Below are 12,783 nucleotides of genomic sequence, written 5' to 3' on the forward strand. Positions count from 1 at the left end.
GGAGGAGCCCCCCATGCGACACCCGAAGATCCTCACCTCCCTGCTGGCCACCGCCCTCGGCGCCGGCCTCAGCCTCTCCCTCGGCGCCGTTCCCGCCACGGCGGACGCGTCGCCCGCTCCGTACTCCGGTTACACCGCTTACGCCGGGTCGAGCGCGGAGGCCAAGGCCAACCAGGCGTTCTTCGACGCCGTCATGAAGTCCGTGGCGAAGAAGCGGGCCGCCGCGCCTGGTGCCGCCGCCGTCACGGTGGTCTACAGCACCGCCAACGCCCCCAGCTTCCGCGGCCAGATATCCCAGTCCGCGCAGATCTGGAACGGCTCCGTCGCCAACGTCCGCCTGGTGGAGGGGTCGAACGCCGACTTCGCCTACTACGAGGGCAATGACTCGCGCGGCTCGTACGCGAGCACCGACGGGCACGGCAACGGTTACATCTTCCTCGACTACCGGCAGAACCAGCAGTACAACTCCACTCGCGTGACCGCCCACGAGACCGGGCACGTGCTCGGCCTCCCCGACCACTACAGCGGCCCGTGCAGCGAGCTGATGTCCGGTGGCGGGCCCGGCACGTCCTGCCAGAACGCCTATCCGAACTCCCAGGAGCGGTCCCGCGTCGACCAGCTGTGGCGCTACGGCCTCACCTCGGCGTTCAAGACCTCGTGACCCCGTGACCGTCGCCACCCCTTGACCGTCGCGACCCCCGCGCCCTCCCTGGCCGTCATGAATCCGCGACTCCGTGAATCCGTGATTCCGTGATTCCGTGACGGCCCCGGAGAACGCCGAACCGGGCGAGACCGTCCCGTGCCCCCTCCCCAGGGCCGGGGCGTTCTCGCCCGGTGGTGGTTCTCGGGCCCTTCCGGGCGGGTCAGGCGGCGGCGCGGAGCAGCCTCCGGACGAGCTCGGTGCCGGGCGGGAGCTGGCGGCCGACCCGGGCGAGGGCCTCGTCGAAGTCGGCCCCGGCTATGCCGGATTCGAAGGCCGCGCCTCCGTAGTGCAGGGTCAGGCTGAGGTCGGCCCGCTCGCCGAGCGTCAGCAGGCAGCTGAGGGTGGCCTGTTGGGTCGCGCCGTCCGCGACGACGGGGAGCGGGAGGTCCCACTCCAGCACGCATCCGCCGAGGGCCTGCCCGCCCTCGTCCACGGCACGCAGCGCGGCGAAGCCGGCGCCCTTGTACTCGATTCCCCTGATCCGGGTGGCCACATGGCCCCCGTCGGCCGCGATCACGATCGCTTCCGCTCCGAGGCGGTCCCGGTACCAACCGGTCCAGACTTCTGTCGACTCCGATGACATGCGCGGACTGTAGCGGTATGACCGGCTCCGGCGCGCGCCCGGTCACCCCGGGGCCGGACTTCTCCCGGTCTCGCCGCTCTCGCCGTTCTTGCCGGTCACGTGCGTGCTCGCGGCTTCCGCACCGTGCCCCGCGACGGGCGCGCGGAGGGTCCCGGAGGCGGTTCCGGAGACGGTGGGCGTTCCGGTGGCGGCTCCGGTGACAGCTCCGGTGCCGGCCCCTGGGTCGCCTCCGGCGGGCTCGGGTTCGTACCGCTCGCACCGCGGGTTGCGGCAGGGCTGGACCTCCCACTCCGGCACCCAGGCCCCGAGGACCTTGTGCCGTCGCGCGAGGACACCGCGGGGCTGCCCGCAGGCCGGGCAGGGGTGCTCGGCCCGGGGGTCCCGTGTGGTGTGCGGCGCCGTGTCGGCCATGCCTCCAGCCTAGGACGCGGTGTCCGTCACCGCTTCTTGGTGTACGTCCGCACGACGACCCCGTTGGTGAAGCCGCGCACGTTCTCCAACGTGAAGTCGCGGATGCCGAAGTCGGTGCCGAACATCGGCATGCCGGCGCCGTAGATCTGCGGGTACGACTTGATGACGAGCTCGTCGATCTCGTCGACGAGCTGTCCCGCGACCTGGGCGCCGCCGCAGACCCAGATGCCGAGGGAGCTGTCCTCGGCCTTGAGCTCGCGGACCCGGGCGACGAGGTCACCGGCGACCAGCTCGACGTTCGGGTCGGGCGACTCGGTGAGCGAGCGGGTCGCGACGATCTCGCGCAGGTGGGCGTACGGGCTGGTGATGCCGGCGTCCAGGGCGAGGCGGTACGAGCCGAGGCCCTGGATGACCGTGTCGAAGCGCTTGTTGGGCACGTCCGCGAGGCCGAAGACCTCGCGGAACGCGGTGGGGATCGTGTCCGGGTACTCGGTGTTCATGAAAGCGGCGTACTCCTCGTCCATGAACTGGAACATGGAGGAGGCGTCGCCATGGGGGTCGCCGATGAAGCCGTCGAGGGTGCAGGCGACGTAGTACGTGAGCTTGCGCAAGCCGGGATCTCTTTCCTCAGGGAGCGCGGTCGAGCTGACCACTGCGCCCATAGTGCTCCATCTGTAGTGGTTGCGCAAGCCCTTGGTCGGTGCACCCCTTCACCGGGTCAGCGCGTGCGCCGCGTCACGAACTCCGCGAGCGCCAGCAGGTCACCGGCGGCCGACAGGTCCGGGACCGCCCGGGAGAGCTGCTCCACCGCGCGGGACATCCGCTCGGCCGCCTGGGCCTGGGCCCAGTCCCGGGCCCCGGCCCGCTCCACCGCGTCCGCCGCCGCCCGTACGGCTTCGGCGTCGAGCACCGGTCGGGCGTACAGCTCGGCCAGCTCCTCGCCCGCCGGGGTACCGGAGACGAGGGCCGCCACGACGGGCAGCGACTTCTTGCGGGCGACGAGGTCGGCGCCGGCCGGCTTGCCGGTGCGGCCCGGGTCGCCCCAGATGCCGATCAGGTCGTCGATCAGCTGGAACGCGAGCCCGGCCTCCCGGCCGAACGCGTCCATCGCCGCGACCTCCTCCTCCCCCACGCCCGCGTAGAGCGCGCCGACCGCGCAGGCGCAGCCGAGCAGGGCACCGGTCTTGGCGGTGGCCATCGCCACCACCTCGTCCAGCCCGACCTCGCGCGGCCCGCGCCGCTCGAAGGCGCAGTCCGCCTGCTGTCCCGCGCAGAGCTCGATGACGCAGGCGGCCAGCCGGGCCGCGGCGGCCGTCGAGGCGGGATGGGGGTCCTCGGCGAGCAGCCGCAGCGCGAGCGCGGACATGGCGTCGCCCGCCATCAGCGCGTCCGGGATGCCGAACACCTTCCAGGCGGTGGCCCGGTGACGGCGGGTCGGGTCCTCGTCGACGATGTCGTCGTGGAGCAGGGTGAAGTTGTGCGCCAGCTCCACGGCGGCGGCGGCCTTCACCGCGGGCTCGGGGTCGGCGCCGAAGGCGCGGGTCGCCGCGAGCACGAGGGCCGGGCGGATCGCCTTGCCGCCGGCGCCCTCGGCGGGGCTCCCGTCCGCGTGCTCCCAGCCGAAGTGGTACATCGCCACCCGCCGTATCGAGTCGGGCAACGACTCGACGGTGTTCCGCAGTTGGGGGTCGACGACGCTGCGCGTCCGGTCCAGGAGCAGCACGGCACCCTGTCCCCCGGTCGCGGCGTCCACGCTGATCGTGGTCATGTCTTCTTCGCTGTCGCTTTCTCGGGGTCCGGTCGGCGGCCCCGGTCAGTGGGCCGCGTACGGACGTCGGTACGGGCGCCGGCACGGCATGCCGTACGGGATGCGTACGGCAGGCGGTACGACGCCGGGATGGAGCCGGCACGGAGGGGGCGGGGAGGGGCGGGGGCCCGTCGGCAGGCCCCCGCCCCTCGCGCCGGGTCAGCGCCGGCGGCTGATCTCCACGTTCTCCAGGACGCCCAGGGCGTCGGGGACGAGGACTGCGGCCGAGTAGTAGGTGCTGACCAGGTAGGAGGAGATCGCCTGGTCGTCGATGCCCATGAAGCGGGCCGACAGGCCGGGCTCGATCTCGTCGGCGAGACCGGTCTGGTGGAGTCCGATCACGCCTTGGTCGGACTCCCCCGTACGCATGCAGATGATCGAGGTCGTGCCGGCGCCCGTGACCGGGATCTTGTCGCACGGGAAGATCGGCACCCCGCGCCAGGTCTGGATCCGGCTGCCGTCGACGTCGACGGTCTCGGGCACCAGGCCCCGCCGGTTGAGCTCGCGCCCGAAGGCGGCGATGGCGCGCGGGTGGGCGAGGAACAGCTTGGAGCCGCGGCGGCGGGAGAGCAGCTCGTCCAGGTCGTCCGGGCCGGGCACGCCGTCGTGGGGCTGGATCCGCTGCCCGTAGTCGCAGTTGGCGAGGAGGCCGAACTCCCGGTGGTTGACCAGCTCGTGCTCCTGGCGCTCGCGCAGCGCCTGGACCGTGAGCCGCATCTGCTGCTCGGTCTGGTTCATCGGGTGGTTGTAGAGGTCGGCCACGCGGGAGTGGACCTTCAGGACGGTCTGGGCGACGCTCAGCCCGTACTCGCGCGGGGCGGCCTCGTAGTCCACGTAGGTGTGCGGGACGACGGCCTCGCCGACGTGGCCCGCGGAGAGGGCGATGGCGGCCTCGCCGTAGGAGTTGGTGCGCTGCTGGGGCAGTGCGGCGACGCCCGCGAGCTGGGCGGCGAGGGAGCCGGCCCGCTCGGCGAGGGCGAGCACGTCGGCGCGGGTGAGCTCCAGGACGGTGCAGCCGGTGGCGGCTCGGGCGGTCCACTCCCAGGTGGCGTCCGCGTCGACGAGGGCGTCCTCGCCGAGGTAGGCGCCGTCGGCGAGGACGCCGAGGACGGCCTCGTCCCCGTACGGCCCGGAGCCGATCTGCTCGACCTTGCCGTGGGCGAGGAGGAGGACCCGGTCGGTGCTCTCGCCGCGGGTGGCGATGACCTCGCCCGCCGCGAACGCGCGCTGGCGGCAGCGGCCGGCCAGCTCGGCGAGGGCGTCCTCGTCCTCGTATCCGCGCAGCGCGGGCAGCTCTCCCAGCTCGGCCGGGATGACGGCGACCCGCTCCCCGGTCTGGACGAAGGTGACCCGTCCGTCGCCCACCGCGTAGCTGAGCCTCCGGTTGACCCGGTAGGTCCCGCCGTGGACCTGCACCCAGGGCAGCGTGCGCAGCAGCCAGCGGGAGGAGATCTCCTGCATCTGCGGGACCGACTTGGTGGTGGACGCGAGGTTCCGCGCGGCGGCCGTGCCGAGACTCTGCCGCGGCGGTGCCTGATCCGCGCGGACCTCGTCGCCAACCGAACCAACGGACATGGAACTCCCTCTCGTATGACAGATCTGCGAGAGAGAGCCTTTCAGCACGGAGAGTCGCCGCGCCATTACACAAAAGAGTGGGTGTGGGCGGCGTTCCGCTGGGCATGGCGGTCGATTTCCACTCGAACAGCGCACGCCGGTGCACGCCCGTCCCGGGCGCCCCTCCGCGCCCCTTCGCGCCGCCTCACCCCTCTCTGTCCTGATCTGCTCGCACACGGTCCGAACGCATGGCAGCGGAGCACGCCCCTCCGGTACTCCGGTGGCACCGGTATCCCCTGCTGAAAGGAGCCGGTCATGTCCTCACCCATGTCCGCGAACCGCTTCCTCGACGCGCTGCGCGACGAGGGACTCGACGTCGTCGAGGTCGGCGACTGGCGCACCCACAACCGCAACCACAAGGGCCCCTGGGGCCCCGTGCACGGCGTGATGATCCACCACACCGTCACCCGGGGCACCAGCAACACCGTCCGCATCTGCCGGGACGGTTACCCGTCCCTGCCCGGGCCGCTCTGCCACGGCGTGATCGCCAAGGACGGCACCGTCCACCTGGTCGGCTACGGCAGGGCCAACCACGCCGGTCTCGGCGACGACGAGGTGCTGCGGGCGGTCATCGCCGAGAAGGGCCTCCCCCCGGACAACGAGGCCACCACCGACGGCAACCGGCACTTCTACGGCTTCGAGTGCGAGAACCTCGGCGACGGCGTGGACCCGTGGCCCAAGGTCCAGCTCGACGCTATCGCCAAGGCCGCGGCGGCCCTGTGCCGGGTGCACGGCTGGACCCAGCGCTCGGTGATCGGGCACCTGGAGTGGCAACCCGGCAAGGTCGATCCGCGCGGTTTCACGATGGCCTCGATGCGCGAGCGGATCGCCGAACGCCTGCGCTGACCCGCCGCCCGGGACGGTCCGGGAGGCGGGAGAATGGCCAGGTGAACGCGCCCGACCTCGAACACCTGCGGCCCCGGCTCCCCTCCCCCCTGGAGCCGGTCGAGGACGAGCGCTTCGCCCGGCACGGCCTGACGCTGCTGCTCAAGCGCGACGACCTGATCCACCCGGACCTGCCCGGCAACAAGTGGCGCAAGCTGGCGCTCAACCTCCGGGCGGCCGGCGGCCGCCCGGTGCTCACCTTCGGCGGCGCGTACTCCAACCACCTGCGCGCGACGGCCGCCGCGGGCCGCCTGCTCGGCTTCCGCACCGTCGGCGTCGTACGCGGCGACGAACTGGCCGGCCGGCCGCTGAACCCCTCGCTCGCGCGGTGCGCGGCCGACGGCATGCGCCTGCTGTTCGTCGACCGCGCCACCTACCGCGCCAAACACGAGCCCGCCGTCCTGGCCCGGCTCCTGGAGCAGGTCCCCGAGGACGTGTACGTGGTGCCCGAGGGCGGCAGCAACGCGCTCGCCGTCGAGGGCTGCGTGGCGCTCGGCCGGGAGCTGGCGGGCGCGGCCGACGTGGCCGCCGTCGCCTGCGGGACGGGCGGCACCCTGGCCGGTCTCGCGGCCGGATTCCCGGGCCCGGCGCTGGGCGTCCCGGTCCTCAGGGGCGGCTTCCTGGGCGCCGAGGTCCGCGCCCTCCAGGAGGCCGCGTTCGGCGGTCCGCGCGGGGACTGGCGGCTCGACGAGCGCTTCCACTGTGGCGGTTACGCCCGTACGACCCCGGAGCTCGAAGCCTTCGCGGAGGCCTTCGGGGCGCGGCATGGACTCGCCATCGAGCGACTGTATGTCGCCAAATTGCTGTACGGGCTCGGGGTGCTCGCCGAGGAGGGCGCCTTCGCCCCCGGCACCCGGATCGCCGCCGTGGTCACCGGCTCCCCGGAGCCTCAGGAGGACTCCTCGCGGTAGGCCGCGGCCTCCTCCAGGTCGAGGCGGCGCAGCAGCGTGCGCATCATCTCGTCGTCGATGCGGCGCGCGTCGCGCAGTTGTACGAAGACCTCGCGTTCGGCCTCGATCATCTCGCGGGCCAGGCGCCGGTAGGTGTCGTCGGCGGTCTCGCCGGTGAGCTCGTTGACCGCGCCGAGCCGCTCCCAGACGGCGTTGCGGCGCCGTTCCAGGACGGTGCGGAGCCGGTCGGCGAGGGGCGGCGGGAGGCTGTTGGCGGGGTCGGTGAGGAGCGCGTCGAGCCGCTCCTCGGCGGCCTGCGAGGCCTCGCTCTGGGCCTGTGCCTCGGCCAGGGTCTCCTGGTAGCGGTCGCGTCCCGACAGTTTCAGGACGCGGATGAGCGGCGGCAGGGTGAGGCCCTGGACGACGAGGGTGCCGATGACGGTGGTGAAGGTCAGGAAGAGCACCAGGTTGCGGGCCGCGAACGTGGCGCCGTCGGTGACGACGGGGATGGAGAAGGCGATGGCGAGCGAGACGACCCCGCGCATGCCGGCCCAGCCGACGACCAGCGGCGCCCGCCAGTCCACCTCGGGCTCGCGTTCCCGGATCCGCGCGGACATCCAGCGGGGCAGGAAGGTGGCCGGGTAGACCCAGACGAAGCGGACGACGACCACGGCCACGAAGACCCCGGCCGCGTACATGGCCGCCTCCCCGATGCCGTACCGGCCGAGGCCCTGGACGACGTACGGCAGCTGGAGGCCGATCAGCGCGAAGACGGCGGACTCCAGGACGAAGGCGACCATCTTCCAGACCGCCTCCTCCTGGAGCCGGGTGGCGAAGTCGACCTGCCAGTTCTTGTGCCCGAGGAAGAGGCCGACGACCACGACGGCGAGCACCCCGGAAGCCCCGACCTCCTCGGCGGCGGCGTAGGCGACGAAGGGGACGAGCAGCGAGAGGGTGTTCTGCAGCAGGGCCTCGCGCAGGTGCGTGCGGAGCCAGTGGATCGGCACCATCAGGACCAGGCCGACGCCGATGCCGCCGAGCGCGGCGAGCGCGAACTCGCCGAAGCCGCCGGCCCAGCTGATGCCCTCGCCCACGGCGGCGGCGAGCGCCACCTTGTACGCGGTGATGGCGGTGGCGTCGTTCACCAGGGACTCGCCCTGGAGGATGGTGGTGATCCGGTTCGGCAGGCCCAGCTTCCGCGCGATGGCGGTGGCGGCGACGGCGTCCGGCGGGGCGACGACCGCGCCGAGGACGAGCGCCGCGGTCAGCGGCAGGTCGGGCACGAGGACGTACGCGAGCCAGCCGACCGCGACCGTCGCGAAGAGCACGTAGCCGACGGAGAGCAGGGCGACGGGCCGGATGTTGGCCCGCAGGTCCAGGTACGAGGACTCGACGGCGGCCGTGTAGAGCAGCGGGGGCAGGATCAGCGGCAGCACGATGTGCGGGTCGAGGGTGTAGTCGGGCACCCCGGGCAGGTAGGCGCAGGTGAGGCCGACGGCGACGAGGAGCAGCGGCGCGGGGACCGGTGTGCGCCGGGCGAACCCCGCGACGGCGGCGCTCGCCGCGACCAGTGCGACCAGTTGCAGTGCGTCCATGCCGTCCCGTCGCCCGTCCCGTCCGTGCTTGCGTCACTCCCGTTACGTCACTCCCGCCACAACGTAACCTGGCCATCATGAGCGAGTGCCCGCACGTTGCCGAAATGCCGCGCCCCGAACCGGCGCCGCTGCACGCCACCTGCCCGGAGTGCCTGGCCGACGGCACCCACCCCGTCCAGCTGCGGCTCTGCCTCAGCTGCGGGCACGTGGGCTGCTGCGACTCCTCGCTGGGGCGGCACGCGACGGCACACTTCGCCTCGACCGGCCACCCGGTGATGCGCACCTTCGAACCGAACGAGCGCTGGCGCTGGTGCTTCGTGGACGGTTCGATCGTCTGACGGCTGGGTACGTCACCCCTCCGCGGGTCTCCGCGGCCGCCGGGCGGGGGCCGGTCCTCAGGGCCCCCGGCGACACGGTGGGACGGATCGCGATAGCGTCTCGGCGGACTGCGCAATCCACTGCGTACCGCCTGGTTCGGGGGGTTCTTCCCCGGACCCCGAAAGAGCTTGTGCCACCTTGGAGGTGAGGGTGTCCCAGATCGCAGGCGAGCCCGGGACCCAGGACTTCGTGGAAGTCCGGCTGCCCGCTGCGGGTGCCTACCTGTCCGTGCTGCGTACGGCCACGGCCGGTCTCGCGGCGCGCTTGGACTTCACCCTCGACGAGATCGAGGACCTGCGCATCGCCGTCGACGAGGCGTGCGCGATCCTGCTCCAGCAGGCCGTGCCGGGGTCGGTGCTGAGTTGCGTCTTCCGCTTGGTGGACGACTCGCTCGACGTCACGGTCTCGGCCCCGACGACCGACGGCCGGGCCCCCGAGCGGGACACCTTCGCGTGGACGGTGCTGTCGGCACTGGCCGGCAAGGTGGAATCGTCCGTGGCGGAGGACCGTACGGTCTCCATCAGCCTGTACAAACAGCGCGGCGCGGGGCCAGGCCCGGCGTGAGGCGCGGGGACGCGACGGCCGGCATCCCTGAGCAGCAGGTACGGCCGCATCCGGATGCCGAGGCCGGGTCGGTCTCGGTCGAGACTGGAGTCGAGGTCGCTACGGATCACGCGGAGCAGGCGGACCAGATGAGCGAGCAGGACCAGCACAACGAGGTTCCGGGGACCCCGGAGGCTGCCGGGGCCCAGGAGATTCCTGAGCCGTCGGAGGCCGCCAGGTCTCCGGAGACCCCTGGGTCACCGGAAGCCGCCGAGGCGGAGGAGTCCGACGAGGCTGAAGGGTCCGAGGAGGCTGAGGGGTCCGAGGAGGCTGAGGGGTCCGACGAGGCTCCCGAGCCTCCGGAGACGCCCCATCCGCACGACCGCAGCGGGGCGCGGGCGCTCTTCTTCGAGCTGCGCGAGCTTCCGGAGGGCTCCGCGGAGCGGGCGGCGCTGCGCGACCGGCTGGTGCGGATGCATCTGCCGCTGGTGGAGCATCTGGCCCGGCGCTTCCGCAACCGCGGCGAGCCGCTGGACGACCTGACCCAGGTCGCCACGATCGGCCTGATCAAGTCGGTGGACCGGTTCGACCCGGACCGGGGCGTGGAGTTCTCCACGTACGCGACCCCGACGGTGGTCGGCGAGATCAAGCGCCACTTCCGGGACAAGGGCTGGGCGGTGCGGGTCCCCCGGCGCCTCCAGGAGCTGCGGCTCTCCCTGACGACGGCGACGGCGGAGCTCTCCCAGCAGCACGGCCGCTCGCCGACGGTGCACGAGCTCGCGGAGCGGCTCGGGATCTCGGAGGAGGAGGTCCTGGAGGGTCTGGAGTCGGCGAACGCCTACTCGACGCTCTCCCTGGACGTGCCGGACACGGACGACGAGTCGCCCGCGGTCGCGGACACGCTGGGCGCGGAGGACGAGGCGCTGGAGGGCGTCGAGTACCGGGAGTCGCTCAAGCCTCTCCTGGAGGACCTGCCGCCGCGCGAGAAGCGGATCCTGCTGCTGCGTTTCTTCGGGAACATGACCCAGTCGCAGATCGCGCAGGAGGTCGGCATCTCGCAGATGCACGTCTCCCGGCTGCTCGCGCGGACGCTGGCGCAGCTGCGGGAGAAGCTGCTGGTCGAGGAGTAGGCCCCGGGGGCCTACTGGGGCGCGTCCTGGCCGGGGCGCCGGATGCCGAGCGCCTCGGTCGTGGACGGGCTCACCAGCAGGACGAGCCCGGTCACGGCGAGCGCGGCGAGCGCGATGCCGGCCGGGATCATGACGCTGTTCGCCTGGAGCAGCTGCCAGGCGACCGGCAGGGCGAGGATCTGGGTGATGACCGCGGGGCCGCGGGCCCAGGAGCGGCGCAGCCACAGGCCGCGGGCGGCGGCGAGCGGGATGAGGCCGAGGGCGACGAGGGTCGCCGCGCCCATGACGGCCGAGGTGAGGTCCTCGGGCCCGTCGGCCAGGACGGTCACCAGCAGGTAGAGGCCGCCGGCCAGGAGGGCGAGGCCCTCGACGCCGGCCACCGCGGCGGCGGCGGCGAGGCGTCCGGGCCGCGGGCTCCGCTCCGTACCGCTCATGTCTGCACTCTCGGGGCTCTGGGCACTCTCGGCACTGCTCATGCAGGCAGGGTAGCCGGGGCCCGAGGGGCGGCGTGGGGCGCGGGCGGCTGGGCCGGGGTACCGCCGGGTAGGTACCCTGGCGACCATGCGCGCGCTTCTCGTGGTCAACCCGGCAGCAACCACCACCAGTGCGCGCACACGGGATGTGCTGATCCACGCGCTCGCCAGCGAGATGAAGCTGGAGGCGATCACGACCGAGTACCGCGGCCACGCCCGCGACCTGGGGCGCAGGGCCGCCGACTCGGACGACATCGACCTGGTGGTGGCGCTCGGCGGCGACGGCACGGTCAACGAGGTGGTCAACGGGCTGCTGCACGCGGGGCCCGATCCGAACCGGCTGCCGCGGCTCGCGGTGGTGCCGGGCGGCTCGACCAATGTGTTCGCGCGGGCGCTCGGGCTGCCGAACGACGCCGTGGAGGCGACCGGGGCGCTGCTCGACGCGCTGCGTGAGCGGCGGGCACGGACAGTGAGCCTCGGGCTCGCGTCCGGCACGCCGGGCACGGAGGACGAGGCGGTACCGGAACGCTGGTTCACGTTCTGTGCCGGGTTCGGTTTCGACGCGAGTGTGATCGGCCGGGTCGAACAGCAGCGGGAGCGCGGCAAGCGTTCGACCCACGCGCTCTATCTGCGTCAGGTGGTGCGCCAGTTCCTGGGCGAGCAGAACCGGCGGCACGGCACGATCACGCTGGACCGGCCCGGTGAGGATCCTGTGGAGGATCTGGTCCTCTCCATAATCTGCAACACCTCTCCCTGGACCTACCTGGGGAATCGTCCGGTGTACGCGTCCCCGGAGGCGTCCTTCGAGACGGCCCTCGACGTGCTCGGACTGAGCCGGCTCTCGGCCCCTTCGGTGGCCCGGTACGCGACCCAGCTGCTCACTTCGACCCCCGAGCGGGGGCCGCACGGAAAGCACGCGCTGACCCTGCACGACCTGACCGACTTCACCTTGCATTCGAAGGTCCCCCTGCCGCTCCAGATGGACGGTGACCACCTGGGGCTGCGTACGAGCGTGACGTTCACAGGCGTACGCCGTGCACTGCGTGTGATTGTGTGACCGGAAGGGTCGAAAGTCCTTCCACTCGAACGTTTAGGCTGCCATCCACCCCCTAGAAGTACGGCTGTGACGGAGCCGACACCGAGGAATCAAAAAAAACTTTCCAGAAGGGGTTGTATCCGCTGCCGAGGTTTGCGAGTCTCTTCTTGGCGATCGGGACGGCCCGCAAGACCGGCCTCCACTGAGAGCCAGAACCCCTCCTCAAAACCCAGGACCACACCAGTTCACCTGGCAGTCGGCCCTTCCCTTGCGGGGGGATTCGTGAAAGCGTTCACATTCACAAGCAACTTGCACGTAATAACCAAGAGAGGTAGCAGCCATGGACTGGCGTCACAACGCCGTTTGTCGTGAGGAAGACCCGGAGCTGTTCTTCCCCATCGGCAACACCGGTCCTGCGCTGCTGCAGATCGAGGAAGCCAAGGCCGTCTGCCGCCGCTGCCCCGTCATGGAGCAGTGCCTGCAGTGGGCGCTCGAGTCCGGCCAGGACTCCGGCGTCTGGGGTGGCCTCAGCGAGGACGAGCGCCGCGCGATGAAGCGCCGCGCCGCCCGCAACCGGGCGCGCAACGCCAGCGCCTGAGCCACCGTGACAGCCTGAGGCAAGCGGCGCGTACATCGTGTACGCACTCACCGCCCCCGAGCCGCAGCGCGCAGCAGTAAACCCACAGCATTCGAGCCCCGGACCGATTCCCTTCGGTCCGGGGCTCGCTGCTGTGA

15 protein-coding genes are annotated in these 12,783 nt (G+C 72.2%); 8 read left to right on the top strand and 7 right to left on the bottom strand.

All coding sequences use genetic code 11. The features are described 5' to 3' along the window. Window positions 1–13: 13 nt before the first annotated feature. On the top strand, window positions 14–661 hold the full coding sequence (gene snpA, locus ACZ3ZE_RS23720) for a snapalysin (protein WP_361166926.1): 648 nt from the start codon (window positions 14–16) through the stop codon (window positions 659–661). 202 nt (window positions 662–863) lie between these two features. Here snpA and ACZ3ZE_RS23725 read toward each other — a convergent pair whose 3' ends face one another. From ACZ3ZE_RS23725 to ACZ3ZE_RS23745, 5 genes are all read right to left on the bottom strand, one after another. Further along, entirely contained in the window at window positions 864–1,286 is a 423-nt protein-coding gene (locus ACZ3ZE_RS23725; RefSeq protein ID WP_361166924.1) for a DUF6304 family protein, read from the bottom strand. A 42-nt stretch (window positions 1,287–1,328) separates the two neighbouring features. Next, window positions 1,329–1,697 carry a hypothetical protein gene (locus tag ACZ3ZE_RS23730; RefSeq protein WP_361166921.1) on the bottom strand — a complete coding sequence of 123 codons (369 nt, stop codon included), beginning with the start codon at window positions 1,695–1,697 and terminating at the stop codon, window positions 1,329–1,331. Window positions 1,698–1,723: 26 nt separating this feature from the next. Beyond that, window positions 1,724–2,308, bottom strand: a complete 585-nt coding sequence (locus ACZ3ZE_RS23735; RefSeq protein WP_361166918.1) for a dihydrofolate reductase family protein — start codon at window positions 2,306–2,308, stop codon at window positions 1,724–1,726. A 107-nt stretch (window positions 2,309–2,415) separates the two neighbouring features. Beyond that, window positions 2,416–3,465, bottom strand: coding sequence for a family 2 encapsulin nanocompartment cargo protein polyprenyl transferase (locus ACZ3ZE_RS23740; RefSeq protein WP_361166915.1), 1,050 nt, complete (start codon window positions 3,463–3,465; stop codon window positions 2,416–2,418). Between the two features lie 198 nt (window positions 3,466–3,663). Next, window positions 3,664–5,079 carry a family 2B encapsulin nanocompartment shell protein gene (locus ACZ3ZE_RS23745; protein ID WP_467260583.1) on the bottom strand — a complete coding sequence of 472 codons (1,416 nt, stop codon included), beginning with the start codon at window positions 5,077–5,079 and terminating at the stop codon, window positions 3,664–3,666. 294 nt (window positions 5,080–5,373) lie between these two features. Between ACZ3ZE_RS23745 and ACZ3ZE_RS23750 the strand changes: the two genes are divergently transcribed. Then, entirely contained in the window at window positions 5,374–5,964 is a 591-nt protein-coding gene (locus tag ACZ3ZE_RS23750) for an N-acetylmuramoyl-L-alanine amidase (protein ID WP_361628171.1), read from the top strand. A 41-nt stretch (window positions 5,965–6,005) separates the two neighbouring features. Beyond that, window positions 6,006–6,914: a 1-aminocyclopropane-1-carboxylate deaminase/D-cysteine desulfhydrase gene (locus ACZ3ZE_RS23755; protein WP_361628168.1), complete on the top strand. Its 909-nt coding sequence runs from the start codon at window positions 6,006–6,008 to the stop codon at window positions 6,912–6,914. On the opposite strand, the gene ACZ3ZE_RS23760 is transcribed toward ACZ3ZE_RS23755, so the two are convergent. Then, complete coding sequence (locus ACZ3ZE_RS23760; RefSeq protein WP_467260585.1) at window positions 6,893–8,488, bottom strand: Na+/H+ antiporter; 1,596 nt, start codon at window positions 8,486–8,488, stop codon at window positions 6,893–6,895. The genes ACZ3ZE_RS23755 and ACZ3ZE_RS23760 overlap by 22 nt on opposite strands. Before the next feature lie 77 nt (window positions 8,489–8,565). On the opposite strand from ACZ3ZE_RS23760, the gene ACZ3ZE_RS23765 reads away from it, so the two are divergent. The 3 genes from ACZ3ZE_RS23765 (at window position 8,566) to ACZ3ZE_RS23775 (ending at window position 10,539) form a co-directional block, all read left to right on the top strand. Next, entirely contained in the window at window positions 8,566–8,826 is a 261-nt protein-coding gene (locus ACZ3ZE_RS23765) for a UBP-type zinc finger domain-containing protein (RefSeq protein WP_329423938.1), read from the top strand. A gap of 190 nt (window positions 8,827–9,016) precedes the next feature. After that, a complete protein-coding gene (locus ACZ3ZE_RS23770; protein WP_015036094.1) occupies window positions 9,017–9,430 on the top strand; it encodes an ATP-binding protein in 414 nt (137 codons plus the stop codon). Continuing rightward, entirely contained in the window at window positions 9,427–10,539 is a 1,113-nt protein-coding gene (locus tag ACZ3ZE_RS23775) for an RNA polymerase sigma factor SigF (RefSeq protein WP_467260587.1), read from the top strand. Before ACZ3ZE_RS23770 ends, ACZ3ZE_RS23775 begins: the two co-directional genes overlap by 4 nt. 11 nt (window positions 10,540–10,550) lie before the next feature. On the opposite strand, the gene ACZ3ZE_RS23780 is transcribed toward ACZ3ZE_RS23775, so the two are convergent. Then, entirely contained in the window at window positions 10,551–11,015 is a 465-nt protein-coding gene (locus tag ACZ3ZE_RS23780; RefSeq protein WP_361166897.1) for a hypothetical protein, read from the bottom strand. A gap of 85 nt (window positions 11,016–11,100) precedes the next feature. On the opposite strand from ACZ3ZE_RS23780, the gene ACZ3ZE_RS23785 reads away from it, so the two are divergent. Both ACZ3ZE_RS23785 and ACZ3ZE_RS23790 read left to right on the top strand, forming a co-directional pair. Continuing rightward, the gene (locus ACZ3ZE_RS23785) at window positions 11,101–12,069 is read left to right on the top strand and encodes a diacylglycerol/lipid kinase family protein (RefSeq protein WP_467260589.1); all 969 of its coding nucleotides are present in this window, start codon (window positions 11,101–11,103) and stop codon (window positions 12,067–12,069) included. A gap of 319 nt (window positions 12,070–12,388) precedes the next feature. Beyond that, entirely contained in the window at window positions 12,389–12,646 is a 258-nt protein-coding gene (locus tag ACZ3ZE_RS23790) for a WhiB family transcriptional regulator (RefSeq protein ID WP_003953983.1), read from the top strand. Window positions 12,647–12,783: the final 137 nt, after the last annotated feature.

It is taken from the genome of Streptomyces sp. NPDC023157 (genome assembly GCF_055560575.1).